Origin of the sequence: Streptomyces sp. BBFR51, from assembly GCF_044591655.1 — a bacterium.
In the GTDB taxonomy this organism is placed as follows: Bacteria; Actinomycetota; Actinomycetes; order Streptomycetales; family Streptomycetaceae; genus Streptomyces.
The window spans coordinates 1,929,775-1,954,288 of sequence record NZ_CP172448.1 but is presented as its reverse complement, the minus strand read 5'-3'; the positions used below and the strand labels follow the sequence as shown (position 1 = coordinate 1,954,288).

Annotated in this window: 21 protein-coding genes; 14 read left to right on the top strand and 7 right to left on the bottom strand. The window is 72.4% G+C overall.

What is annotated here, in order from left to right; all coding sequences use genetic code 11:
* The gene (gene der / locus ACGH7X_RS08810; protein WP_399883307.1) at positions 1-1,479 is read left to right on the top strand and encodes a ribosome biogenesis GTPase Der; all 1,479 of its coding nucleotides are present in this window, start codon (positions 1-3) and stop codon (positions 1,477-1,479) included.
* A gap of 84 nt (positions 1,480-1,563) precedes the next feature.
* Here the strand turns inward: der and ACGH7X_RS08805 are convergent, their stop codons facing one another.
* Positions 1,564-1,857 carry a hypothetical protein gene (locus ACGH7X_RS08805; protein WP_399883305.1) on the bottom strand — a complete coding sequence of 98 codons (294 nt, stop codon included), beginning with the start codon at positions 1,855-1,857 and terminating at the stop codon, positions 1,564-1,566.
* 73 nt (positions 1,858-1,930) lie between these two features.
* Complete coding sequence (locus ACGH7X_RS08800; RefSeq protein ID WP_399883303.1) at positions 1,931-2,728, bottom strand: hypothetical protein; 798 nt, start codon at positions 2,726-2,728, stop codon at positions 1,931-1,933.
* 411 nt (positions 2,729-3,139) lie between these two features.
* Here ACGH7X_RS08800 and ACGH7X_RS08795 point away from each other — a divergent pair, with 411 nt between their 5' ends.
* From ACGH7X_RS08795 to ACGH7X_RS08785, 3 genes are all read left to right on the top strand, one after another.
* Positions 3,140-3,985 (top strand): hypothetical protein, encoded by an 846-nt coding sequence (locus ACGH7X_RS08795; protein ID WP_399883301.1) that lies wholly within the window; start codon positions 3,140-3,142, stop codon positions 3,983-3,985.
* A 55-nt stretch (positions 3,986-4,040) separates the two neighbouring features.
* Positions 4,041-5,036, top strand: a complete 996-nt coding sequence (locus ACGH7X_RS08790) for a helix-turn-helix transcriptional regulator (RefSeq protein WP_399883299.1) — start codon at positions 4,041-4,043, stop codon at positions 5,034-5,036.
* 348 nt (positions 5,037-5,384) lie between these two features.
* Positions 5,385-5,600: an I78 family peptidase inhibitor gene (locus tag ACGH7X_RS08785; RefSeq protein ID WP_217170865.1), complete on the top strand. Its 216-nt coding sequence runs from the start codon at positions 5,385-5,387 to the stop codon at positions 5,598-5,600.
* Between the two features lie 7 nt (positions 5,601-5,607).
* On the opposite strand, the gene ACGH7X_RS08780 is transcribed toward ACGH7X_RS08785, so the two are convergent.
* Both ACGH7X_RS08780 and ACGH7X_RS08775 read right to left on the bottom strand, forming a co-directional pair.
* Positions 5,608-6,624, bottom strand: a complete 1,017-nt coding sequence (locus tag ACGH7X_RS08780; RefSeq protein ID WP_399883297.1) for a phosphatase PAP2 family protein — start codon at positions 6,622-6,624, stop codon at positions 5,608-5,610.
* 238 nt (positions 6,625-6,862) lie between these two features.
* The gene (locus ACGH7X_RS08775) at positions 6,863-8,050 is read right to left on the bottom strand and encodes a glycosyltransferase family 39 protein (RefSeq protein ID WP_399883295.1); all 1,188 of its coding nucleotides are present in this window, start codon (positions 8,048-8,050) and stop codon (positions 6,863-6,865) included.
* Positions 8,051-8,309: 259 nt separating this feature from the next.
* Here ACGH7X_RS08775 and ACGH7X_RS08770 point away from each other — a divergent pair, with 259 nt between their 5' ends.
* Together ACGH7X_RS08770 and ACGH7X_RS08765 are read left to right on the top strand one after the other, a co-directional pair.
* Positions 8,310-9,911: an MFS transporter gene (locus tag ACGH7X_RS08770; RefSeq protein ID WP_399883293.1), complete on the top strand. Its 1,602-nt coding sequence runs from the start codon at positions 8,310-8,312 to the stop codon at positions 9,909-9,911.
* A 219-nt stretch (positions 9,912-10,130) separates the two neighbouring features.
* The gene (locus ACGH7X_RS08765) at positions 10,131-11,324 is read left to right on the top strand and encodes an acyl-CoA dehydrogenase family protein (protein WP_399883291.1); all 1,194 of its coding nucleotides are present in this window, start codon (positions 10,131-10,133) and stop codon (positions 11,322-11,324) included.
* A gap of 44 nt (positions 11,325-11,368) precedes the next feature.
* Here the strand turns inward: ACGH7X_RS08765 and ACGH7X_RS08760 are convergent, their stop codons facing one another.
* Positions 11,369-11,806 carry a cell division protein SepF gene (locus ACGH7X_RS08760; RefSeq protein ID WP_399883289.1) on the bottom strand — a complete coding sequence of 146 codons (438 nt, stop codon included), beginning with the start codon at positions 11,804-11,806 and terminating at the stop codon, positions 11,369-11,371.
* A 289-nt stretch (positions 11,807-12,095) separates the two neighbouring features.
* Here ACGH7X_RS08760 and ACGH7X_RS08755 point away from each other — a divergent pair, with 289 nt between their 5' ends.
* The gene (locus tag ACGH7X_RS08755) at positions 12,096-13,268 is read left to right on the top strand and encodes a DUF5685 family protein (protein ID WP_399883287.1); all 1,173 of its coding nucleotides are present in this window, start codon (positions 12,096-12,098) and stop codon (positions 13,266-13,268) included.
* Between the two features lie 19 nt (positions 13,269-13,287).
* Here the strand turns inward: ACGH7X_RS08755 and ACGH7X_RS08750 are convergent, their stop codons facing one another.
* A complete protein-coding gene (locus ACGH7X_RS08750; RefSeq protein WP_399896858.1) occupies positions 13,288-14,235 on the bottom strand; it encodes an ABC transporter substrate-binding protein in 948 nt (315 codons plus the stop codon).
* A 411-nt stretch (positions 14,236-14,646) separates the two neighbouring features.
* On the opposite strand from ACGH7X_RS08750, the gene ACGH7X_RS08745 reads away from it, so the two are divergent.
* From ACGH7X_RS08745 to ACGH7X_RS08715, 7 genes are all read left to right on the top strand, one after another.
* Positions 14,647-15,504, top strand: coding sequence for an amino acid ABC transporter permease (locus ACGH7X_RS08745; protein WP_399883285.1), 858 nt, complete (start codon positions 14,647-14,649; stop codon positions 15,502-15,504).
* Complete coding sequence (locus ACGH7X_RS08740; RefSeq protein ID WP_399883283.1) at positions 15,501-17,288, top strand: FAD/NAD(P)-binding protein; 1,788 nt, start codon at positions 15,501-15,503, stop codon at positions 17,286-17,288. Before ACGH7X_RS08745 ends, ACGH7X_RS08740 begins: the two co-directional genes overlap by 4 nt.
* Positions 17,285-18,055 carry an amino acid ABC transporter ATP-binding protein gene (locus ACGH7X_RS08735; protein WP_399883281.1) on the top strand — a complete coding sequence of 257 codons (771 nt, stop codon included), beginning with the start codon at positions 17,285-17,287 and terminating at the stop codon, positions 18,053-18,055. Before ACGH7X_RS08740 ends, ACGH7X_RS08735 begins: the two co-directional genes overlap by 4 nt.
* A gap of 42 nt (positions 18,056-18,097) precedes the next feature.
* Positions 18,098-19,174 (top strand): LLM class flavin-dependent oxidoreductase, encoded by a 1,077-nt coding sequence (locus ACGH7X_RS08730; protein ID WP_399883279.1) that lies wholly within the window; start codon positions 18,098-18,100, stop codon positions 19,172-19,174.
* 44 nt (positions 19,175-19,218) lie between these two features.
* Positions 19,219-20,550: an NtaA/DmoA family FMN-dependent monooxygenase gene (locus tag ACGH7X_RS08725; protein ID WP_399883277.1), complete on the top strand. Its 1,332-nt coding sequence runs from the start codon at positions 19,219-19,221 to the stop codon at positions 20,548-20,550.
* 298 nt (positions 20,551-20,848) lie between these two features.
* A complete protein-coding gene (locus tag ACGH7X_RS08720) occupies positions 20,849-21,751 on the top strand; it encodes a S1 family peptidase (protein ID WP_399883275.1) in 903 nt (300 codons plus the stop codon).
* A 398-nt stretch (positions 21,752-22,149) separates the two neighbouring features.
* Positions 22,150-23,232 carry a S1 family peptidase gene (locus ACGH7X_RS08715; RefSeq protein WP_399883273.1) on the top strand — a complete coding sequence of 361 codons (1,083 nt, stop codon included), beginning with the start codon at positions 22,150-22,152 and terminating at the stop codon, positions 23,230-23,232.
* 113 nt (positions 23,233-23,345) lie between these two features.
* Here ACGH7X_RS08715 and ACGH7X_RS08710 read toward each other — a convergent pair whose 3' ends face one another.
* The gene (locus ACGH7X_RS08710) at positions 23,346-24,404 is read right to left on the bottom strand and encodes a DUF3533 domain-containing protein (protein WP_399883271.1); all 1,059 of its coding nucleotides are present in this window, start codon (positions 24,402-24,404) and stop codon (positions 23,346-23,348) included.
* Positions 24,405-24,514 lie beyond the last annotated feature (110 nt).

The window sequence follows — 24,514 nt, the reverse complement described above, 5'->3', positions numbered from 1 at the left end:
ATGAACGACCACATCCACTCCGAGGGCTCGGGCGGGGAGCACGACCACGGGGCGCTCGGCGACGCCGAGTACGCGCAGTTCATGGAGCTGGCCGCCGAAGAGGGCTTCGACGTCGACGAGGTCGAGGGCGCGATCGAGGAGGCCGGGCACGGCCCGCTGCCGGTCCTCGCCGTCGTCGGCCGCCCCAATGTCGGCAAGTCGACCCTGGTGAACCGGATCATCGGCCGCCGCGAGGCAGTCGTCGAGGACAAGCCGGGCGTCACCCGCGACCGCGTCACCTACGAGGCCGAATGGGCCGGACGCCGCTTCAAGGTCGTCGACACCGGCGGCTGGGAGCAGGACGTCCTCGGAATCGACGCCTCTGTGGCCGCCCAGGCCGAGTACGCGATCGAGGCCGCCGACGCGGTCGTCTTCGTCGTGGACGCCAAGGTCGGCGCCACCGACACCGACGAGGCGGTCGTACGGCTGCTGCGCAAGGCCGGCAAGCCCGTCGTGCTGTGCGCCAACAAGGTCGACGGCCCGAGCGGCGAGGCCGACGCCTCCTACCTGTGGTCGCTGGGGCTGGGTGAGCCCCAGCCGGTCTCCGCGCTGCACGGCCGCGGCACCGGCGACATGCTGGACAAGGTCCTCGAGGCCCTGCCCGAGGCCCCGGCCCAGACCTTCGGCACCGCCATCGGCGGCCCGCGCCGCATCGCCCTGATCGGCCGCCCCAACGTCGGCAAGTCCTCGCTGCTGAACAAGGTGGCGGGCGAGGAGCGCGTCGTCGTCAACGAGCTGGCCGGCACCACCCGCGACCCGGTCGACGAGCTGATCGAGCTGGGCGGCGTGACCTGGAAGTTCGTCGACACGGCGGGCATCCGCAAGCGCGTCCACCTCCAGCAGGGTGCCGACTACTACGCCTCGCTGCGCACCGCCGCCGCCGTCGAGAAGGCGGAGGTGGCCGTGATCCTCATCGACGCCTCCGAGTCGATCTCGGTGCAGGACCAGCGGATCGTCACCATGGCCGTCGAGGCGGGGCGCGCGATCGTCGTCGCCTTCAACAAGTGGGACACCCTCGACGAGGAGCGCCGCTACTACCTGGAGCGGGAGATCGAGACCGAGCTCGGCCAGGTGGCGTGGGCGCCGCGGGTCAACGTCTCGGCGCAGACCGGCCGTCACATGGAGAAGCTGGTGCCCGCGATCGAGACCGCCCTGGCCGGATGGGAGACCCGGGTTCCGACGGGCCGGCTCAACGCCTTCCTCGGTGAGCTGGTCGCCGCCCACCCGCATCCGGTGCGGGGTGGCAAGCAGCCGCGCATCCTCTTCGGGACGCAGGCGGGCACCAAGCCCCCGCGGTTCGTGCTCTTCGCCTCCGGCTTCATCGAGGCGGGCTACCGGCGCTTCATCGAGCGCCGGCTGCGCGAGGAGTTCAGCTTCGAGGGCACGCCGATCCACATCTCCGTGCGGGTGCGCGAGAAGCGCGGTGGGAAGAAGAAGTAGCCCACCGGCAACGGCCGGGCGGCACGGACAGCGAGAGAGGGCGACCCCGGCCGGGGTCGCCCTCTCTCGTCGCTCGGGTGGCGGTCAGGTCCCCGCCCGCGGAGCCGGCGGCAGCGCGGCCGGGACGTGATGCGTGCCGCCCACGCGCTGCCACACCGACTGCTGGCCGACGCGGGCGCTCTGGGCCCCCGCGCTGTAGGCGCTGTAGGCGCCTCTGCTGCGCGGGATGCTCCTGAAGGCCGTGAACCCCAGCTCCTCCTCACCGCTGCGATCGCCCGGAAGCGATCGGAAGGACCGGACGTACTCGGCGTAGAGCGCGTCGTAGATCGGCGTGGCCGAGGGGCCGCCGTGGCGGTGGAAGGCGTCGTATGCGTACACGTATGTCCAAACGACCCCGCGCTGGAAGGGATGCGGCCCAGGTGGCGGCCGTCCGGCACCCGCGTGAACGGGCTCAGGTCCCCGCCAGCGGCAGCGCCGCCGCCACCAGGTGCCCGTTCGCCGCCGCCTTGTCCAGCGCGTCCCGCAGCAGGTCCTCGCGGGGCTGCCGTCCGATCGACCCGACCGGCGCCGCGAACATCAGCACCTGCTGGTGCTTGTTGGCCGCCGTGCGCCAGCCCTCGGTGACCTGGAGCGGCTGGTGGGCCTGCCACCAGGCGACCGGCCGGCCGCCGTTCGTCCCGGGCTGGAGCACCGCGTGCAGCTGGCCCATCGCGAGCAGGACCGACCAGCCGTGCAGCACGGCCGGCGCGGACAGCAGCTCGGTGACCGGCATGAAGCCCTGCTCGATCAGCAGCGGCAGGAAGTCGTCGCCGGCCCCGGCCGTGCCGGGCCGCGCGATGGGAGCGGTCGGCTCCACCACGAGGGCCGGGTGCAGCTCCCCGGCGATCAGGATCAGTCCGCTGGTCACACCCAGCACGGCCTGCTCGGGAGCGGCCTGCTCGGGGGCGGCCGGCGCGGGCTCCTGGTGGTCCTGGTCGGCGCTGATGGACCGCACGGCCCCCTGGAGCTGCTCCTCGGTGACCTTGACGACCTGCGAGGGCAGGCAGCCGGCGTGGGCGAAGGCGAGCACGGCGGTCTCGTCCCCGATGAAGAGGACGGTGCTGGTGCGCTCCTGCTCACAGTCGCCCGGGGTGCGGCAGGACGTGCAGTCGTAGCTGCCCGGGGCGGACTCCCCGGCGAGCAGGCGGTCGGCTTCTTCGTCGCCGATCTCGGCGCGTACGTCGTCGCTGACGTCGAGCATGCGCGGCACGGGTGGCTCCCTCGGGATGCGGTACGTGACCGGACCGGGTGGCTCCCGGGCCGTGGTCCGGGCGGGTCCCCGGCTCATGCAAAGACAACGGGTGATCTGTCGCGGGAGTCACGCCCCATGGCCAACGGAATCGAAGCACGCGGCCTGTGCGGACGTCTGTCGGCCGTGATCGCCGTCGGATGCACAAGTGCTGTGCGGAGTACCGGGGTTGAGCCGGTGAGGCAGGTGGAGGCCGCTCCGCCCGGGAGTCGACAAATCAGGAAATCGGTGAATTAACCGGGTGGCCGGAAAGGGTCGCCGTCCGGGCGGTCGGACCGTCCGTGACCACATCGCAATCGGACACGGACAACCAGAAGGCGGGGTTCCGGGTCTAACCGGACGACGGGAAGAGCCAGGGAGGAACCGCACCGCATGACGCCGCCGGCCCCACCGGCCGCCCCGCTGCGCGCCGACTGCATCGGCGACTCCGCGGGCGGTCTGACCTTCGACGTCGCCGCGCGCGGAAACACCGGGGCGGCCCTGCTCGTCCTGCGCCGCCGCGACGGCGCCGACGCCGCTGCCGTCGACGAGACGGTCAGCCTGCCGCTGGCCCCGGCGGCGAAGGGCCGGCTGCGTGCCGCGCTGCCCAGCAGCGTGTCCCTGCCGGAGGGCCGCTGGGACGCCTACGCCCAGGTGTCCGACTCAGAGCCGCGACGCCTGGTGCCCGGCGTCACCGACCTGCGTTCCCTCGCCGAGCGCACCCCCAGCGGGCTGCTCGGCCACGTCGCGGTCCGCATCCCGTACGCCACCCGGCAGGGCAACCTCACCGTCCGCAGCTGGCTGCGCGCCCCGCACGCGGAGACGGTGGACCTCGGTTCGGCGGACGGCGGCCTGACCGTGCGCGGGCGGGTGTACGGCACCCAGCTCGTGCCCGGAGCCCACGCCGAGCTGCGGGCCCGGCAGGGCTTCGACGGGGGCGACGGTGCCGACGGGGGCGGTGTACACCGGCTGGACGTCGTGGCGGAGCGGACGGAGTTCGGCTTCACCGTGCCCTACGACGCCCTGGCACCGGGCGTCTGGGACCTGTGGCTGCGGCCCGCGGGGGACTCCGGCCCCCTCGTGCGCCTCGCGCGGCTGCTGGACGACGTCGCCGACAAGCACCCCGTCTTCCTCGGTCCACCCGCGCGGCTACGGACCCCGCACGGCCCCATGGAGGCCGGGCCGTTCTACACCCGGGACAACGACCTGTCCCTCGCCGTCACCCCGCTGGAACCCTGACCACCGCGGCCACCGCGGACAGAACCTGTCCGCGACCGCTGGCAGACTCGGCGCCATGCTCGAGACCTCGGCACGACTGCTGCGTCTGCTCTCCCTCCTCCAGGCCCACCGCGAGTGGTCCGGCACCGACTTGGCCGACCGGCTCCGTGTCTCCCCGCGCACCGTACGCCGGGACGTGGACCGGCTGCGCGAACTGGGCTACCCGGTCAACGCCAGCCCCGGCACCGGCGGCGGATACCAGCTGGGCGCGGGCGCCGAACTGCCGCCGCTGCTGCTGGACGACGACGAGGCCGTCGCCGTCGCCGTGGGGCTGCGCACGGCCGCCGGCCAGGGCATCGAGGGCATCGGCGAGACCTCCGTGCGCGCCCTCGCCAAGCTGGAACAGGTGCTGCCGAACCGGCTGCGCCGCCGGGTGGGCGCCCTCAACGCCTTCACCGTGCCGATGCTGCGCGGCCCGCAGCCCTCCGCCGTCGACCCCGCCGTCCTGACCGAGCTCGCCCACCTCTGCCGGGACGGCGAGCGGCTGCGCTTCGCGTACCGGGGTCACGACGGCACCGAGAGTCGCCGCACCGTCGAGCCGCACCGGCTGGTGTGCTCCGAGCGCCGCTGGTACCTGGTCGCCTTCGACCTGGACCGGGCGGACTGGCGCACCTTCCGGGTGGACCGCGTCACGCCCATGCCGCCGCACGGGCCCCGCTTCGTCCCCCGCGAGCCGCCCGCCGAGGACCTGGCCGCCTACGTCTCCGAGGGGGTCTCCACGCGCGCGTACGCCACGCACGCGGCCGTCCGGCTGCTGGTGCCCCTGGAGGAGGCGGCGGAGCGGATCTCGCCCTCCGCGGGGGTGCTGGAGGCGGAGGGCCCGGACAGCTGCCTCCTGCGTACCGGCGCGGGGAGCCTGGACATCATGGTGGTGCACGTGATGTTGACCGGCTTCGACTTCGAGGTGCTGGAGCCGGCCGAACTGACGGAGGCGATCCGGACGGCGCGCGACCGGCTCACCCGCGCCCTGGAGCCGGCCCGGCGGCCCGGGGCGGGTGGCGGGAACCCGTGAGCGGGTGAGGGGAGGCGAATGTCCGATGTCCGATCCGTGTAAGCGACCCACGAGCCCGTTCGCACGGTCGCCCGCAAGGCCGTTCGGGGGTGTTCGGCTGCGAAATGCGCGGCGCCGACGGGACGCGTGGAACGCCTTTCCCGTCCCCCTATTCGACGACGCACCGCGACACGCGGCAATTCACCTCACAGGCCTCCGGAAGGCGTACAAAACCGTCCGTCCGTGTGAGCGAGTTCCAACAAAACGCGCATCATGATCCTGTGACAGAAGTGTGACCGTAGGCGCATCCGTGACCCGTGTTACCGGCCCGGGCTTCCCCGCTCCATGAGCAGGGCATAGCGTGGCGGCATGGCACCGATTCCGACACCCCCGGCCGAGCCCCAGGACAGTCCGGACACCTACGTGGGCCTCGATTCCGACGCGGCCGAGCGGCGGGCTCGCGAGCGGGGCTGGTCGACGGTGCGGTCACTGGCACCGGGCACGGTCATCACCATGGAGTACCGCGTGGGCCGCCTCAACTTCGAGGTGAAGGACGGCCGGGTGTCCCGGGCCTGGAAGGGCTGAGGCGCCCTCAGCCGCCCGACAGGGGGCGTGCGGCCGGGGCCGTGTTGCGCGGGTGGCGGTCGGAGTGCGGCGGCCGGCGGCTGCCGGCCGGGGTCACCGGCACACGGTCCGAGCGGGTCGTGTGCGGACCCGGAGCCAGGTACGCCGGAGCCCGGGTGTGGGGCGCGGCGACCGGCTCGCGGGCCGGCGCGTCCTCCTGGCCGGAGCCGGGCGGAGTGAGGACCACGGGCGGGCCGGCCGGCCGCTTCGGCTCCTTCGCGCGGCCGCGCGAGGCGTACCAGCGGTCGCGCAGACCGAGGATCAACGTCTCGGCGCGGGTGATCAGCGGTTCGCACCAGGGCAGCGCCAGCAGGATCAGCAGCCCCGCCGCCCAGCCGAGGAGCACGTCGCTCAGCCAGTGCGTACCGAGGTAGACGGTGGACATGCCCACCCCGAGCGAGGTGACCGCGGAGATCGCGGACAGCCAGCGCCGGGCTCTGGGCGTCGAGGCCATATAGGCGAGAATGCCCCAGGTCACGACGGCGTTCGCGGTGTGACCGCTCGGAAATATATCGCCGCCGCGCCACATCTCGTTGGCGCCGATCGTGGTCGCGTAGTGCGGACCGAGCCGGCCCATGCCGTACTTGGCGGCACCGACCGTGACGTTCAGCAGGAGCAGCGAGACGCCGAGCGCCAGCAGGGGGCGCAGGGTGTGCTGGCGCCAGGAGCGCCAGCCGAGCCAGGCCGCGACCATCACCGCGGTGGGACCGCGCTGGCCGAGCACCACGTAGTAGTCGACGAACGCGTGGATCTCCGGCCACTGCTGGTAGGGCCGGAAGAACATGACCTGCCAGTCGAGCCGGACCAGCCACGAGGTGATCACCACGGCCCACACGATCGCGAGGTAGAACGCGAGGGCTCCGGCGAACAGCGCGAACCGGTGCCGGCTCATATCCGGCACGTCCAGGAGCGCCGGTCGTTCCGGCTCCCGGTCCAGTCTCGCGAACACCCGGTCCAGACGGGTGAGCTTCCGTTCGGTACGCACCCAATCGACGTTACAGCGAGTGAGGAGTGATCCCGGCCGAATCAACGGCTTTGTGATGACGATGTGATGTGGGATTCCTCTCAGGCGGCGATCTATTTCCGGGTAATCGGCAATCCCGGCCCACCGCGGACTTCAATTCCTTTGATCTGCCCGGTCGGCGGTTTTATCGTGCTTATCAATTCGTTCACCGAATGCTGGTACGGAATTGTCCCGATGGTCATCGGAGGTCCCCCGCCGGTCAGGGCGGGCCGGAGCCGTTCAGCCAGAACGCCCCGTACACCGCCGACGCCACCGCGACCCCGCACACGACCAGGGCCGACCTGGAGGTGCGCAGCCGGGCCAGGGCCAGGGCGAGGGGGAGCAGCAGCGGGAAGGCGGGCAGCAGCAGCCGGGGCTTGGAGCCGAAGTAGCTCGACGCGCACAGGGCGAGGGCGAGGACGATCCCCGTGTACACCAGCAGGGCGAGCGGCTGGCGCTGTCGTACGCCCACCACGTACAGCCGGACCAGCAGCGCGACCCCGACGATCAGCCCCACCCCGGCCAGGGCCGCCGGGAACGACGTGAACTTCTCCGCGACGAAACGGGCGAAGGCCACGCCCCCGTCGAAGCCGTTGCGCCAGCCGGCCTGGACGTCGAGATAGCCGAGCGGCCCCTTGCCGGTGCGGTGGCCGACCCACAGCACGTAACCGGCGGCGCCCAGGGGCGCGAGCAGCATGCCGAGCACGCGCCGCGCGCCGTCACCGGGAGCGCGCGGCGAGCCCTGGGCGCCGTCCGCGGCGGCCTCGCTCCGGCTTCGCACGAATGCCGCGATCGCGGCCACCCACACCGCCGCCGCCACCGCGAGCCCCACCGGGCGGGTCAGCCCGGCCAGCGCGGCCAGCGCCCCCGCCGTCACCCAGCGTCCGGTCAGCACCGCGTACAGGGACCAGGCGGCCAGCGCCGTGAACAGGGACTCGCTGTAGGCCATCGACTGCACGACCCCGACCGGCAGCACGGCCCACAGCAGCACCGCGCACACGCCCACGCGGCGGCCGTACACGTGCTCCGCCACCGCGAAGATCCCCCAGGCCGCGGCGAGCGACGCGAGCAGACTGACGACGAAGCCGGCGCCGGCGTACGACAGGGGTGTCACCGCCGCCCCGAGCCGCTCCAGCCAGGGCAGCAGCGGGAAGAACGCCAGATTGGAGTGCACGTCGCCGTTCGGCAGCCGCACCTCGTAGCCGTAGCCCAGCTCGGCGACCCTGGTGTACCAGAGGGAGTCCCAGCGGGCCGTCAGCAGCGTGTACGCGCTCTTGCCGCGCGCGGCGCTCCACAGGGCCAGGGCGAGCAGGCCCAGGGCGCGTACGGCCGCGTAGCCGAGGAGCGCCGGGGCGGCCCGGCGCAGGGCACCGGTGCGGCCCGCCGTGCGCGTTTCAAGATCGGTCACGGGCTCGATTATCTGCCGAGCCCCAAAGCGGCCGGCCGACCGGGCCGACCGGGGCCGCGGACGCAGTGGCGCACGCCACACGAGCGAGGCGGGATGTGTGAGACCCGCCACGTGTGCGATGCACGGTCTCGCGTACTCTGGCGAGTCACTCGCGTCCCGTTGCACGGCCCGGAGCCCCCCGCTCCTCTCCGGCCGAGCCGCAGGGGAGTCCCCACCCCACGGCCCGCCGGACGCGAGGGAACATCTTGGAGGTACGTACATGTCCGGGACGACCACGGCTGCCGCAGCGCTGCGCCGTCGGGCGGCCGGGGCCGGTGCCAACCGCTGGGTCGTGCTGGTCGTCCTCTGCGTCAGCCTGCTGCTCGTCGCCGTCGACGCGACCGTGCTGCACGTGGCGGTCCCCGCCGTCACCGAGGACCTCAGGCCCGGCGCGATCGAACTGCTCTGGATCGTCGACGTCTATCCGCTCGTCTGTGCCTCGCTGCTGATCCTCTTCGGCACGCTGGGCGACCGGGTCGGCCGCAGACGGGTCCTCCTGCTCGGCTACGCCCTCTTCGGCGTCGCCTCCGCGCTCGCGGCCCTCGCCGAGGGCGCCCAGGTCCTGATCGCGGCCCGCGCGCTGCTGGGCGTCGGCGGCGCCATGATCATGCCGGCGACCCTGTCGATCCTGCGGCAGGTCTTCCCCGACCGGCGGGAGCGGGCGCTGGCCATCGGCATCTGGAGCGCCGTGGCCGCGGTCGGCGCGGCGGTCGGCCCGCTGCTCGGCGGCTTCCTCCTCGAGCACTTCTGGTGGGGCTCGGTCTTCCTCGTCAACATCCCGCTGATGCTGGTCAGCCTGCCGGTGGGGCGGCTGCTGCTGCCCGAGTCCAAGGGCGACGGCCGCGGGCCCTGGGACGTGGTCGGCGCGCTGATGGCGGCGGCCGGTCTGTTCGGGGTCGTCCTGGGCGTGAAGCGGCTGGGCGGCGGTGAGCCGGTGGCGAGCGTGTTCACCGTGCTGCCGCTGGTGGCCGGCGCGGCCCTGCTGACCGGCTTCGTACGGCGGCAGCGACGGCGTACGTACCCGCTGGTGGACCTGCGGATGTTCCGGCGGCCGGCGTTCAGTACGTCGGTCGGGTGCATCGTGCTGGCGATGCTGGCGCTGGTGGGTCTGGAACTGATCGCGGCGCAGTATCTGCAACTGGTGCTCGGGCTGTCCCCGCTCCAGACCGGGCTGCGGCTGCTGCCGCTGACCTTCGCGGCGATGGCGGCGGGGCTGGCGGGGGCGCGGATGCTGCGGCGCTTCGGGCCGCGGACGATGGTGTGCGTCGGGTTCTGCCTGACGGCCTTCGCGGTGCTGCTGCTCACGGCGATGGGCCGCGCCGACAACTGCGCGCTGCTGCTCTGCGGCTTCGTCCTGCTCGGCTTCGGTCTGGAGACGACGCTGTTCGGGGCGTACGAGTCGATGCTGAGCGAGGCGCCGCAGGAGCAGTCCGGCGGGGCGGCGGCGATCGGCGAGACCTCCTACCAACTGGGCGCCGGGATCGGGATCGCGCTGCTGGGCAGCGTCATGAACGCGGCGTACACGCCGGGGGTGGCGGGAGGCGTGCCCGGGGTGCCGGCGTCGGCGTCGGTGGCGGCGGGGCATTCGCTGGGGGAGGCGTACGAGGTTGCCGCGCAGCTCGGGGGGCCTGCGGGGGGTGCGTTGCGGCGGGCGGCGGCCGATGCGTTCGTGCATGGGCTGCATGTGACGTTGGTGGTGAGTGCGGGGTTGTTGCTGCTGGGGGCGGTGATGGCGTTGCGGTTGCCTCGGGTGATGCAGTGCGAGGAGGAGGTCTCCGTGCCTGCGCCTCGGGGGGCCGTGGAGTCCCGCGTCTCCGTGTGAGCGCGTGTCCCGGGCGGCACAGGCCCGGCTGCGACTCGACTGCCGCAAGCCGCCGACGGTGCGCGGCCCCCGCGGCCGACGTTCACCTCTCGGTTGGCGGTGAACCGGTGGTGCGTGGGTGGGGGACGGGCATGGTGGACGTGCGGTGCCTCGCATCGTAACGTCGGCAGGAGAGTCGTAACTAGCGCCGCTAGTTTTAACCGTCCCGGAGGGTGTCCCATGGCCGCGTCCCCCAAGTTGCCCGCGTTCGACCCCGCCGACCCCCTCGGCGTCGACGACCTCCTGGAACCGGAGGACCTGGCGATCCGGGACACCGTGCGCACCTGGGCCGCGGACCGCGTGCTGCCGCACATCGCGGACTGGTACGAGCGGGGCGAGCTGCCCGGCATCCGCGACCTGGCCCGCGAACTCGGCTCCATCGGCGCGCTCGGCATGTCGCTCAAGGGCTACGGCTGCGCGGGAGCCACCGCCGTCCAGTACGGGCTCGCCTGCCTGGAGCTGGAGGCGGCCGACTCCGGCATCCGCTCCCTGGTCTCCGTGCAGGGCTCCCTCGCCATGTACGCCATCCACCGCTTCGGCAGCGAGGAGCAGAAGCAGCAGTGGCTGCCGCGCATGGCCGCCGGCGAGGTCATCGGCTGCTTCGGGCTGACCGAGCCCGACCACGGCTCCGACCCCGCCAACATGCGCACCCACGCCAAGCGGGACGCGGGTGGGGACTGGGTGCTCAACGGCCGCAAGATGTGGATCACCAACGGGTCGGTGGCCGGCGTCGCCGTCGTCTGGGCGCAGACCGAGGACGGCATCCGCGGCTTCGTCGTGCCGACCGACAGCGCCGGCTTCTCCGCGCCCGAGATCAAGCACAAGTGGTCCCTGCGGGCGTCCGTCACCAGCGAACTCGTCCTCGACGACGTACGGCTGCCCGCCGACGCCGTACTGCCGGAAGGCGCCGGACTGCGCGGACCGCTCAGCTGTCTCACCCACGCCCGCTACGGCATCGTGTGGGGCTCGATGGGCGCGGCCCGCAGCTCCTTCGAGGCGGCCGTTCAGTACGCGAAGTCGAGGGAGCAGTTCGGGCGGCCCATCGGCGGGTTCCAGCTGACCCAGGCCAAGCTCGCCGACATGGCGGTCGAACTGCACAAGGGGATCCTGCTCGCCCATCACCTCGGGCGGCGCATGGACGCCGGCCGCCTGCGTCCCGAGCAGGTCAGCTTCGGCAAGCTCAACAACGTACGCGAGGCCATCGACATCTGCCGTACGGCCCGCACGATCCTCGGCGCCAACGGGATCTCCCTCGAATACCCCGTGATGCGGCACGCGACGAACCTGGAATCGGTGCTCACCTACGAGGGCACCGTCGAGATGCACCAGCTCGTGCTGGGCAAGGCGCTCACCGGACTGGACGCCTTCCGGTAGGAGCGCGGATCGGGGCGGGCGGGGCCGTGGTGCGCGGCCCCGCCTCAGCTCTGGTTGAAGAAACCGTCGGATCGGTGCGTGGCGGACTCGCCGCTGATGACCTGGGTGTCCGCCGGGCTCAGCAGGAACACCCGGGTCGACACCCGCTCGATCGAACCGCGCAGGCCGAAGATCAGTCCGGCCGCGAAGTCGACCACGCGCTTGGCGTCGGCGCCCTCCATGGCCGTCAGGTTCACGATGACCGGGACCCCGTCCCGGAACAGTTCACCGATGGACCGTGCGTCCCGGAAGCTGTCCGGGGTGACCGTCGCGATGCGGCGGCCCTTCTCCTCGGCCACGTCCGAGGCCACCTTCACCCGCGGGTCCGTGACCCAGGCGTCCCCGGTCTCGGTGCCCTCGGAGTAGTCGTCGTCGTAGTAACGCTCGTCATCGTTGTCGTCGACGAGGCCGAGCCACGCACTCGCCTTGCGTACCGATCCCATGGACGCCTCCTCTCACAGCGGTCTTTCGTGCTTCCGCATCCCTATGGTCATCCATGATGCGGACGTCGCGCCAAGTGGATAGACGCCGCGCGGGGGGTTTGTGACGGTACTGGTGCACAGCGAATCCGTCGAGAGTCCTTGTGTCCCAAGGGTCGTTTCCCAAACGGCTGCTGACTGTGAGTGAAATATGATTCTTCTCGGCGGACGGGTGAGGACGGGTGCGTACGGGTGAACGCGACGGTGGGTACGATGCCGCAGCTCAGCGTCGTACCAACCACGGGGGAGTGTCGTGTTCGGAATCGTCAGGCCGTGCAGGCATCGGCTCGGAGAGAGCCTCACGAGCCAGTGGATGGCGCATTTGTGCGGGTTGTGTCTCGCTCTGCGCAAGGACCACGGACAGTTCGCGCGCATCGTGACGAACTATGACGGGCTCCTCATATCGGTTTTGACGGAGGCTCAGGCCGAGCGGGGCGGCGCGGGCGCCGGGCGGCGCACCGCCGGACCCTGCCCGCTGCGCGGCATGCGCACCGCCTCCGTCGCGCACGGCGAGGGGGCCCGGCTCGCGGCGGCCGTCTCGCTGGTGCTGGCCTCGGCCAAGGTGCGCGACCATGTCGCCGACGGGGACGGGCTGCTGGCCCGGCGGCCGGTGGCGCTCGCCGCCCGCCGGATCGCCACCGGCTGGGACACGGCCGGAGCACGGGGCGGCAGCGCCGTCGGCTTCGACACCGCCGTACTGCTCGACGCCGTGGACCGGCAGGGCGGCATCGAGGCGCTCGCCGGGCCGGGCACGCCCCTGCTCACCGTCACCGAGCCGACCGAGACCGCGACCGCCGCCGCCTTCGCGCACACCGCGCACCTCGCCGGGCGGCCGCACAACGCCGCGCCGCTCGCCGAGGCCGGACGGCTCTTCGGCCGGCTCGCCCACCTCCTGGACGCCGTGGAGGACCAGGAGGCCGACGCCGCGTCCGGCGCCTGGAACCCGCTCACCGCCACCGGTACGCCGCTCACCGAGGCCCGGCGGCTCGCGGACGACGCCGTGCACGGGGTGCGGCTGGCCCTGCGGGAGGCCGAGTTCGGCGACGGCCGGCTGGTGCACCGGCTGCTCGTGCACGAGCTGGGAAACTCCGTGGACCGCGCGTTCGGCACCGTCTCGTGCGCCCACGGCAGCCATCCGTACGCCCCTCCCGGCACTCCGGGCGCCCCCGGCGGCCCCGGTGGGCCGACGCCCCCGGAGCCGCCCCGGCGCGACCGGCGCGGGCTGCTCACCGGATGCGCCGTGTGGCTGGGGCTGGCCTGCACGTGCCAGATGTGCTGCGGCACGTTCGAGGACCCCTGGAGCAGGCAGCACAGGGAAGGGCTGTGCTCCAAGTGCGACTGCGGTGACTGCTGCGACTGTTGTGACTGCTGCGGCAACTGCTGTGGCGACGGATGCTGCTGCGACGGCTGCGGGTGTGACTGCTGAGAGGCCGTCAGTCCTGCCGTCAGTCCTTCAGCTCCGGTGGTGAGATCCGGGACTTCTCGATCGCCGACTCCGTCGTCTCCCACTTCTTCAGGATCCGGTCGTACGTCCCGTCGGCGATCAGCCCGTTCACCGCTGTCTGGAGGGCGGGCGCCAGCTTCGAGCCCTTCTTCAGGGCGAAGCCGACGTCCAGGCGGTGGAACTCGTTCAGGAACTTCACGCCCTGCTGGTGGGCGACCGCGTAGCGCAGGCCGTTGATGGTGGACATCACGACGTCGCTGCGCCCCTGCTGGAGCGAGGACCACAGCGCGCCCTGCTCGCTGTAGGTCTGCACCGTGTACGCCTTGTCGCCGGCGTCCGTGCACAGGTGCCGGTTCTCCTCCAGCGTGGCCTCGAAGGTGGTGCCGGCGCCGGTCGCCACCTTCAGGCCGCACAGCTGCTCCAGGCCGGTGACCTTGGACAGCCCGCTGTCCTCGCGGGCGGCGAAGCCCTGGCCGTCGTTGATGTAGGTGACGAAGTCGATGGTCCTGCGCCGCTCCTCGGTCACACCGAAGTTGCTGGCGCCGAGGTCGTACTTGCCGCTGTCCAGGGCCGGCAGGATCGCCTCGAAGGAGGCCTGTTCGGTCTTGAGCGTGATGCCGAGCGCCTTGGCGACGGCGTTCGCGAAGTCGACGTCCTGGCCGGTCAGCGTCTTGCCGTCGGCCAGGTAGGTGGTGCCGGGAGGGGTGCCGCCGACGCTGACGGCGAGGGTGAGTTCGCCGGTGCCGGGCGGCAGCAGCTGCACGGCGTCCGCGTTCTCTCCGATGCCGGAGACGACGTCCGTGGTGGGGATCGCGTCGGAGCCGGCCGCCGCGTTCGCCGCGTCCCCGGCGGGGTCACCGGAGCCGCACGCCGTGAGGAGCAGGGCCGCCGAGGTGATCAGGGCGTAAGGCGGGAAAAGTCGTTTTCGGGCGCGCGAGGGTGCACGCATGGGCATGCGCATGGTCAGAGGTCTCCTGAGAGCGAAGGCATGGGGCGGCGCGAGGGGAGGGGTGCGCGTGTGAAGGCGGGACGACAGGTCGAACCCGAGGAGGCCCCGACGGGATCAGGCGGTCAGGGCAGGCAGGGCAGGCAGGGAGGTCGGCTCAACAGGAACAGGACCACACTCGACCGAAGTCGATGTGGGAGCGCGTGACCAGCCACTGCTGTGGATGCATGGGCCAAGTGGAACAGGCATCCGGTTCCGCGTCAACGAATTGAGATGTGCGGCTCACAGTGTGGACGGCCTTGACAGCGGACCGAAACACCGCCGTACTCTCGGCGGACGGCCCTGCTGAGGGGCTCGGCCGTGTGAAGGCACCACCCACCGTGTCCGACTGACTCGATGTCACGGAGCCTTCGCATGTCCTCCGACACCCTCGCCAAGTCCGCCGCCGTACCGGACTCCCCGGACCGGGCGGACCTCCCGCGGATCGTCCCAGAGCGTCGTCTCGGCCAGTGGACGGCCGCCGTCGTCGTCCTCGTCCTCCTCGGCCTCGCCGTCAACTCCGTGCTGCGCAACGACGCCTTCCAGTGGGGCGTCGTCGCGGACTACTTCACCTCCGACGCGGTCCTGCGCGGCCTGTGGCTCACCCTGTGGCTGACCGCCGTCGTCATGGTCCTCGGCTTCGCGCTGGGCACCCTGCTCGCCGCGTTCCGGCTCTCCGCCAACCCCGTGCTGCGCGCCGTGAGCTGGGGGTACGTGTGGCTGTTCCGGTCGATACCGATCCTGGTCCAGCTGCTGCTGTGGTTCAACATCGGTGCCCTGTACCCGCAGGTCCTCGGCGTGAAGACGGTCGACCTGCTCGGCCCGGTCACCGTGGCGGTCATCGGCCTGACGCTGCACGAGGCCGCCTACGCGGCCGAGGTGGTGCGCGGCGGCATCCTGTCCGTGGACCGCGGCCAGATCGAGGCCGCGCAGGCACTCGGCCTGAGCCGGTGGCGCCGGTGGCGGCGGATCGTCCTCCCGCAGGCCATGCGCTCCATCGTGCCGCCGGCCGGGAACATGCTGATCGGCACACTCAAGGGCACCTCCATCGTCAGCGTCATCGCCGTACAGGACCTGCTCTACTCGGTGCAGCTCGTCTACCACCGCACCTACCAGGTCATCCCGCTGCTGATGGTGGCCACCGTCTGGTACACCGTGGTCACCTCGCTGCTCGGCGTCGGCCAGTACTACGTCGAGAGGCACTACGCCCGCGGCACGGGGCGCACCCGATGAGCCGGCCGTCCCTGGTGATCGTGGGCGCCGGACCGCGCGGCACCGGACTGCTGGAGCGCATCGCCGCCAACGCGCCCGAGCTGTACGACGATTCCGGCCTCGACATCCATCTCGTGGACCCGCACCCACCGGGCGCCGGGCGCATCTGGCGCGCCGAGCAGTCGCCGCTGCTGTGGATGAACTCGCACGCCGAGGACGTCACCATGTTCACCGACGAGACGGTCGAGATGGCCGGTCCCGTGCGGCCGGGCCCCACCCTGCACGAGTGGGCGGGCCTGGACGGCGGCACCTTCGCCGGCCGGCAGGCCCAGGGCGCCTACCTGCGCTGGGTGTACCAGCGTGCCGTGGCGGGGCTGCCGCCGAACGTCGTCGTGTACCACCACACGCGCCGCGCGGTACGGGTGGAGGGCTCGCCCGAGGAACGCCAGCGGGTGTGGCTGGAGGGCCGCGGCACTCCGCTCCCCGCCGACCTGGTCGTCCTCGCCCTCGGCCACCTCGACGCCGAACCCGACGAGGAGCAGCGGGACTTGTCGGCGTACGCCCGCGCGCACGGCCTGGTCCACCTGCCGCCGGACTTCACCGCCGACAGCGACCTGTCCGCGCTGCGCCCCGGGGAGCCGGTCCTCGTGCGCGGACTCGGACTGGCCTTCGTGGACCTGATGGTGCTGCTGACCGAGGGCAGGGGCGGCCGCTACGACGGGGACACGTACGTGCCGTCCGGCCGGGAACCGGTGCTGTACGTAGGCTCGCGGCGCGGAGTGCCGTACCACTCGAAGATCGGCTACGACTGGACCGGGGAGCGGCCGCCGCTGCCGAGGTTCTTCGGACCCGCCGAGACCGAGGAACTCCTCGCCCGGCCGGAGGGCTTCGACTTCCGGCGGGACGTGTGGCCGCTGATCGAGAAGGAGCTGGGCTTCGCCCACTACCACCGCCTGTTCACCGCCCATCCGGAACGGGTGGGCGCCGACTGGGCCGACTTCGAGGCGCGGTACGCCCTCGCCGGCCCGGACGGACGGGCCGCCCTCGTCGCCGCCGCCGTGCCCGACCCCGCCGACCGGCTCGACCTCGCCGCCCTCGACCGCCCCCTCGACGCCGTGCGCCACGACTCGCACGACGAACTCCAGGAGGGGCTGCGCCGATACGTCGAGGCCGATCTGCGGCGCCGTCACGACCCGGCGCACAGCCCCGACCTGGCGGTCTTCCTCGCCCTGCTCTCCGTCTACGGGCAGCTCGTCCGGCTCGGCGACGTCGGCGGCCGGTGGCACGGCTTCTTCAGCTACCTTGCCTCGGGCCCGCCCGGACCCCGGCTGCGGCAGCTGCTCGCGCTGTCCCGGGCCGGCGTCGTGCGCTTCCTGGGCGCCGGCATGACGGTCACCGCCGAGGACGGGGTGTTCCGGACGAGGGGCGCCACCGTGCCGGGCACCGCCGTCGAGGCGCGGGCGCTGGTCGAGGCACGGCTGCCGCACCCCACCGTCGAGCGCACCCGCGATCCGCTGCTGCGCGCGCTGTACGCCGACGGGGCCGCCACGACCCCGGACGGCCTGCTGGCCGTGGACCGGACCGACGGACGGGTGCTGGACCGGGCCGGGCGCCCGCACCCGCGGCGGTTCGCACTCGGGCCGCACACCGACGCGCGCGGTTCGGGCGCCTTCACCCGGCCCCGCACCGGCGGGGTGGCGTTCCGGCAGAACGACGCCACCGCGCGGGCCGCGCTGACCTTCCTGCGGGCGCCCGCCGGGCCCGCGGCACCGCACCCCCCACTGCTCGAGGAGTCCTCGCGATGAGCGAGACGAACGTCATGGTCGACATCAGGTCCGTGCACAAGAGCTTCGGCCCGCTGGAGGTGCTCAAGGGCATCGACCTCACCGTGCGCACCGGCGAGGTGACCGTGGTCCTCGGCCCCTCCGGGTCCGGCAAGTCGACGCTGCTGCGCACCGTCAACCACCTGGAGAAGGTGGACCGGGGCGTGATCAGCGTGGACGGTGACCTCATCGGCTACCGGCGCACCGGCGACCGGCTGCGCGAACTGCCCGAGCGCGAGGTGCTGAAGCAGCGCACGCGGATCGGTTTCGTCTTCCAGAACTTCCATCTCTTCCCGCACCTGACCGTGCTGGAGAACCTCACCGAGGCCCCGGTCTCCGCACTGAAGCGCTCACGCCGCGAGGCCGTGGAGGCGGCCGGCCGGCTGCTGGAGAGGGTCGGGCTCGAGGACAAGGCCGACGCCTTCCCCCGGCAGCTGTCCGGCGGTCAGCAGCAGCGGGTCGCCATTGCGCGGGCGCTCGCCCTGGAACCGAAGCTGCTCCTGTTCGACGAGCCGACGTCCGCGCTCGACCCCGAACTGGTCGGCGAGGTCCTCGACGTCATCAAGGACCTGGCCCGGCAGGGCACCACCATGATCGTCGTCACGCACGAGATCGGCTTCGCCCGCGAGGTGGCCGACACGGTGGTCTTCATGGACGACGGCCGCGTCGTCGAGCAGGGCCCGCCCGGCGACGTACTGGACCGCCCGCGGCACGAGCGCACCCGGGCGTTCCTGTCCAAGGTCCTCTGAAACCGCAGTTCTGGAACCGCAGTTCGGAAAGGGATGACCCGCATGACCTCCTCCCACGGCAGGCGGCGGCTGCACCTGGCCACCGCCCTCGACCGGCCGTCGGTGTACGACGCCGACGCGTACGTGGCGGCCGCCCGGCTCGCCGAACGCGGCGCGCTCGACTTCGTGACCCTGGGCGACAGCCTCGCCCGCCCCGGCCCCGACGCGCTGGCCGTCCTGTCCCGCGCGGCGCCCGCCACGCGGCGCGTCGGCCTGGTCCCCACCGTCACCACCACCCACACCGAGCCCTTCCACGTCCAGGCCGCCGTGGCGACCCTCGACTGGATCAGCCGCGGCCGGGCCGGCTGGCGGATCGAGGTGTCCACCACCGAGGGCGAGGCCCGCCTCTTCGGCCGCCGCGACGCCGCGCCCGCCGACGCGCTCTGGCAGGAGGCCGGCGAGGCCGCCGACGTGGCGGCGCGCCTGTGGGACAGCTGGGAGGACGACGCCGAGATCCGGGACGTGGCCACCGGCCGCTTCGTCGACCGGGACAAGCTGCATTACGTCGACTTCACCGGCTCCGCGTTCTCCGTCAAGGGCCCCTCGATCGTGCCGCGGCCCCCGCAGGGGCACCCCGTGCGCGTGGTGGACGCCACCAACCGGCCCGCGCGGGCCGTCGCGGCCCGGTACGCCGACGTCGCCCTCGTCCGCACGGCGCTGCCCGCGCAGGCCGCCGCCGCGCGGGCCGAACTGCGGGCGTCCGCGGCGGCGCACGGCCGGGACCCGGACGACCTGCGAGTCCTCGCGGCCCTGGACGTCGACCTCGACGGCGAGTACGCGGCCGACCCCGGCCACGGCGGAGGCGGCCCCCGGACCACCGCACGCGGCCCGCTGTACCGCGGCGGCCCCGTCGACCTGGCCGAACTGATCGCCTCCTGGCACCGGGACGGCGTCGTCGACGGCTTCCACCTCACGCCGGTCGAACCGCGCCGCGATCTGGAACGCCTCGTCAACGGCACCGTGCCCCTGCTCCAGCACCGGGGACTGTTCCGCACCTTCTACCCGGGCAGCACGCTCCGGGACCACCTGGGCCTGGCCCGGCCCGCCAACCAGTACGCCGTCGCGCGAGGAGCGTCATGACCGGACCCGAGAGCTTGGAGCCCAGAAGGGCGGAACCCAGGAGGATGGAGCCCAAGAGGGTGGAGCCCAGGAGGATGCACCTGGCCGCGCACTTCCCGGGCGTCAACAACACCACCGTCTGGGCCGATCCGCGTTCCGGCTCGCAGATCGACTTCGCCTCCTTCGAGCACCTCGCCCGTACCGCCGAGCGCGGCCTGTTCGACTTCTTCTTCCTGGCCGAAGGACTGCGGCTGCGCGAGCACAAGGGCCGTATCCACGACCTGGACGTGGTCGGCCGCCCCGAGTCGCTGACCGTGCTGAACGCGCTCGCCGCCGTCACCGAACGCCTCGGGCTCGCCGCCACGGTCAACGCCACCTTCAACGAGCCCTACGAACTCGCCCGCAGGCTCGCCACCCTGGACCACCTCAGCGCGGGCCGCGCGGCCTGGAACGTGGTCACCTCCTCCGACGCCTTCACCGGCGAGAACTTCCGCCGCGGCGGCTACCTGGACCGGGCCGACCGGTACACCCGCGCCGCGGAGTTCGTCGCCACCGCACGGGAACTGTGGGACTCCTGGACCCCGGACGGCACCCCCCGCCCCTTCGCCCACCACGGGCGGCACTTCGACATCGCGGGCGAGTTCACCCTGCCCCGCTCCCCGCAGGGGCACCCGGTGGTGATCCAGGCGGGCGACTCCGACGAGGGCCGGGAGTTCGCCGCCTCCTCGGCCGACGTGATCTTCACGAGGCACGGCACCCTGGAGGCGGGCCGCGCCTTCTACGCCGACGTCAAGCGGCGCCTGGCGAGGTACGGCCGCGGCCCGGACGACCTCAAGATCATGCCCGGGGTCACCGTCGTCCTCGGGGACACCGCCGCCGAGGCGCGCGAGCGCGCCGAGGAGATCCGGTGGCAGCAGGTCTCCCCGCAGACCGCGCTGCTGACGCTGGAGCAGATCTGGGGCGTCGACCTGTCCGCCTACGACCCCGACGGGCCGCTGCCCGACATCGACCCGGTGCCCGAACCGGCGCTCAGCCAGGGCCGGACCCGGCACGGCGACAGCGTGGCGACCGCCGAGAAGTGGCGGGCCCTGTCCCAGGAGAGGGGACTGTCCATCCGGCAGACCGTGATCGAGGCGGGCGCCCGGCAGTCCTTCGTCGGCACCCCCGAAGAAGTCGCCGCCGAACTGACGGAGTTCGTGGCGCGGGACGCCGCCGACGGTTTCATCCTCGTACCGCAGCTGACCCCGGGCGGGCTGGACGGGTTCGTGGACCGGGTGGTCCCGTTGCTGCAGGAACGGGGCGCGTTCCGTACCGCCTACGAGGGTGCCACCCTGCGTTCCCACCTCGGTCTGGCCGACCCGGGGGAAGGGGTGCCCATGACGACGGGTGACGGCTGACGCGTCCGGCGGACCCTCCGGACGGTCAACTTCCGGACATCCCCGGGCGGTGGACGAGGGACGGCGACCCGGTGCTGCTGACGGCCGGCGCGGCCATGCGGGGGCGGTAAAGGTCGTTCAAAGGTTGACGGCCGAAAGGCACTCTTGCGCCGACCGGTCGTTCGGCCGAATACTCCAACCTCAGCGCTTGTCAGGGGCACGACGTATCCGGAACCCGGAGGTCCGTCCCTGGCTGCGCCTCACGGGCCCCCGACCCCACCAAGAGGGGCCCCCGACTTCCCCTGTGGAGGAACGAAAAGTGAGGATCAAGCGCACCACCCCCCGCAGCGGCATCACGAGACGGACTCGGCTGATCGCCGTATCCACCGGCCTCGTGGCCGCGGCCGCCGTCGCGATCCCCAGCGCGAACGCGGCACCCACCCCGGCCACCTTCAGTGCCGCCGAGCTGAGCAGTGCAGGCAGCGCGGTACTCAAGGCCGACGTCCCCGGCACCGCGTGGGCCGTCGACAGCGAGTCCGGCCGGGTGCTGCTCACCGTCGACAGCACCGTCTCCCAGGCCGAGATCGCGAAGATCAAGGAGCAGGCCGGCGACAAGGCCGGCGCGCTCACGGTCAAGCGCACCCCCGGCACGTTCAACAAACTCATCCAGGGCGGCGACGCCATCTACGCGAGCAGCTGGCGCTGCTCCCTCGGCTTCAACGTCCGCACCAGCAGCGGAGCCGAGTACTTCCTGACCGCCGGTCACTGCACCGACGGCGCCGGCGCCTGGCGCGCCAGCTCCGGAGGCACCGTCATCGGACAGACGGCGGGCTCCAGCTTCCCGGGCAACGACTACGGCATCGTGCAGTACACGGGCTCCGTGAGCCGGCCCGGCACCGCCAACGGCGTGGACATCACCCGCGCGGCCACCCCGAGCGTGGGCACCACCGTCATCCGTGACGGCTCCACCTCGGGCACCCACAGCGGCCGGGTCACCGCCCTGAACGCCACCGTCAACTACGGCGGCGGTGACGTCGTCGGCGGCCTCATCCAGACCACGGTCTGCGCCGAGCCCGGCGACTCCGGTGGTTCGCTCTACGGCAGCAACGGCACCGCGTACGGTCTGACCTCCGGCGGCAGCGGCAACTGCTCCTCCGGCGGTACGACGTTCTTCCAGCCGGTGACGGAGGCCCTGAGCGCCTACGGCGTCAGCGTCTACTAGTCCCCGGCAGTCCGGCAGTTCGACAGCCCCCGTACACCCGTCGGTGTGCGGGGGCTCTTCCGTGCCCGCGCGTGTCCGGGCCCGGTGCCACCACCGCGTGTAGACGCACACGCGGCGGCCTGAATGCAAGGGGTGGTTTTCGGACAGGGCTGGACCGGTTCGGCCAAGCCGCGGTTACTCGCTCGTAGCGTTTGCTGATGCGTTCGCCGCGTGAATCCTGCTGGAAGGAGCATGAACGGTGAAGGCCGTGTGACCGCGCTGGAGTTGTCGTGCGCACGTCTCGAAGTCGACCTTGTGTACCGCCTGTGGAATCGGAAGAGTGAACGCTCGTCAACCAGCCTTCCGGTTCGCGAGGTCCCCACAACCTCCCGGGCCGACCCCCCACAGGAGGACATGAGTTGAAGCACCGACGCATACCCAGGCGGCGGGCCGCCGTGGTAGGTGCGGGAATCACCGCACTGGTCGCCGCGGGAGTCACCTTCCAGAGTGCGAACGCCAGCGAGTCCCAGCCGACCTCCGCACCCGAGACCCTGTCGGTCACGGCGGCCGGAAAGCTCGCCTCCACGCTGATCGGCGACCTCGGCACCGACGCGGCGGGCACGTACTACGACGCGCAGGCCAAGAGCCTCGTGGTCAACGTGCTCGACGAGAGCGCCGCGCAGACCGTCGAGGAGGCCGGCGCCAAGGCGAGAGTCGTCGCGAACTCGCTCGCCGACCTGAAGAGCGCGCGCACCACCCTCACCGAGGACGCGACCATCCCGGGCACCTCCTGGGCGACCGACCCGACCACCAACAAGGTCGTCGTCACCGCCGACCGCACGGTCTCCAAGGCCGAGCTGACCAAGCTGACCAAGGTGGTCGACGGGCTGGGCGCCAAGGCCGAACTCCAGCGGACCAAGGGCGAGTACAAGCCCTTCGTCGCGGGCGGCGACGCCATCACCGGAGGCGGCGGGCGCTGCTCGCTCGGCTTCAACGTGACCAAGGGCGGCGAGCCGTACTTCATCACCGCCGGCCACTGCACCGAGTCCATCTCGAGCTGGTCGGACTCCTCCGGGAACGTCATCGGCGAGAACGAGGCGTCCAGCTTCCCGGACAACGACTACGGCCTGGTCAAGTACACCGCGGACGTGGATCACCCGAGCGAGGTGAACCTCTACGACGGCTCCTCCCAGGCCATCTCGGGCGCCTCCGAGGCCACCGTCGGCATGGAGGTGACCCGCAGCGGTTCCACCACCCAGGTGCACGACGGCACGGTGACCGGCCTGGACGCCACCGTGAACTACGGCAACGGCGACATCGTCAACGGCCTGATCCAGACCGACGTGTGCGCCGAGCCCGGCGACAGCGGCGGCTCGCTCTTCTCGGGCGACCAGGCCATCGGCCTCACCTCCGGCGGCAGCGGCGACTGCACCTCGGGCGGCGAGACCTTCTTCCAGCCGGTGACGGAGGCCCTGTCGGCCACCGGTACGCAGATCGGCTGAGCACCACCCGCACCTGTGAAGTCCCGTCCCGCGCGCGAGGGGCGGGACTTCCGCGTGTCCGCGGCGGGACTTCCGCACGCCCGCGGCGGGGACTTCCGCACGCCCGCGGCGGGTCAGTCGGCCCGGGCGGGCAACTCCTTCTCCCGCTGCCCGATGGGCAGCACGGCCGCCAGCATCGTGATCACCGTCCCCGCGACCGCCCACGCCCACAGCACCAGCAGGGAGAAGGTCACGTCGTTCCCCTTGAAGTAGGCGATCGAGCGGGCCGCCCAGGTGCCCGCGCCCGGGGGCAGCGCCGGGCCGATCGCCTTCCAGAACGGCGGCAGCAGCGGCAGCGGGAAGGCGCCGCCCGCGCTCGGGTTGCCCGCGATCACCACCAGCAGGATCGCAAGACCGATGCCCACGATCCCGAAGACGCCCTGGAGGGCGAGCGTGGCGGCGCCCACCGCGAAGGTGATCAGCGCGCCGAGCCCCCACAGGTCCACCACGGCGCCGGGCAGCGCGCCCAGGACCGGCCCGACGATCACCGCGCCGCCGAGCCCGCCGACGATCGCGACCAGCGCCATCACGATCAGCCGGATCGCCGCGCGGCGCGGGTTGGCCGGCCGCGCGCCGGTGCTGATCGCCAGGATCGAGGCGCACAGATAGCCGCCGACGCACCAGCCCACGACCAGGTAGAAGGACGACAGCCCGTCGAAGTCGTGGGGAGAGGCCGGGGCCACGTCGACGATCCGTACCGCGCGCCGCTCGGCCTTCTCCACCTTGCCGACGATGCCCTCCAGGGTGGTGGCGAGGACGGTGCCGCCGCCGGAGGCGACCAGCAGGGTGTCCTGCCCGCCGTCGGGCTTCACGATCAGGGCGCCGTCGATCTCCCGGTTCACGATCTGCTTCCGGGCGCTCGCCTCGTCGGCCACCGTGCGCGGATCCAGCGGCGAGCCGGACAGCCGCTCCAGCCGGTCCACCGTCTGCTCGGCGGCCGCCCCGGGCGCGACCACCCCGAAGGGCACGTCCTTCGGCCTCGGGTCGTGCAGCGCCCCCACGTAGGAGGCGATGAACAGCAGCTGGAGCGCGATCACGCCGATCACGAGCAGGGTGGCCCGCGGGGTGACGGCGTCCTTCACCTCACCGAGGAAGGAGCCGCTGCGGCGGTCGGTGACCGGGGTGTGCGACATGTCCTCACCGTCCGTGTCGGCGGGCGTATGCGCAGGTGGGGCGGGTCCGAACGGATGTCGCACACACATTCGAGAATTGGTCTATGGTGGGGGTGAGGTAGTTGGGAACA

Coding starts and splice junctions, on each gene's coding strand:
- der (WP_399883307.1), top strand. CDS start 1: ATGAACGACCACATCCACTCCGAGGGCTCGGGCGGGGAGCACGACCAC.
- ACGH7X_RS08725 (WP_399883277.1), top strand. CDS start 19,219: ATGGAGCCCAAGAGGGTGGAGCCCAGGAGGATGCACCTGGCCGCGCAC.
- ACGH7X_RS08730 (WP_399883279.1), top strand. CDS start 18,098: ATGACCTCCTCCCACGGCAGGCGGCGGCTGCACCTGGCCACCGCCCTC.
- ACGH7X_RS08710 (WP_399883271.1), bottom strand. CDS start 24,404: ATGTCGCACACCCCGGTCACCGACCGCCGCAGCGGCTCCTTCCTCGGT.
- ACGH7X_RS08745 (WP_399883285.1), top strand. CDS start 14,647: ATGTCCTCCGACACCCTCGCCAAGTCCGCCGCCGTACCGGACTCCCCG.
- ACGH7X_RS08795 (WP_399883301.1), top strand. CDS start 3,140: ATGACGCCGCCGGCCCCACCGGCCGCCCCGCTGCGCGCCGACTGCATC.
- ACGH7X_RS08750 (WP_399896858.1), bottom strand. CDS start 14,235: ATGCGTGCACCCTCGCGCGCCCGAAAACGACTTTTCCCGCCTTACGCC.
- ACGH7X_RS08770 (WP_399883293.1), top strand. CDS start 8,310: ATGTCCGGGACGACCACGGCTGCCGCAGCGCTGCGCCGTCGGGCGGCC.
- ACGH7X_RS08740 (WP_399883283.1), top strand. CDS start 15,501: ATGAGCCGGCCGTCCCTGGTGATCGTGGGCGCCGGACCGCGCGGCACC.
- ACGH7X_RS08765 (WP_399883291.1), top strand. CDS start 10,131: ATGGCCGCGTCCCCCAAGTTGCCCGCGTTCGACCCCGCCGACCCCCTC.
- ACGH7X_RS08790 (WP_399883299.1), top strand. CDS start 4,041: ATGCTCGAGACCTCGGCACGACTGCTGCGTCTGCTCTCCCTCCTCCAG.
- ACGH7X_RS08785 (WP_217170865.1), top strand. CDS start 5,385: ATGGCACCGATTCCGACACCCCCGGCCGAGCCCCAGGACAGTCCGGAC.
- ACGH7X_RS08735 (WP_399883281.1), top strand. CDS start 17,285: ATGAGCGAGACGAACGTCATGGTCGACATCAGGTCCGTGCACAAGAGC.
- ACGH7X_RS08760 (WP_399883289.1), bottom strand. CDS start 11,806: ATGGGATCGGTACGCAAGGCGAGTGCGTGGCTCGGCCTCGTCGACGAC.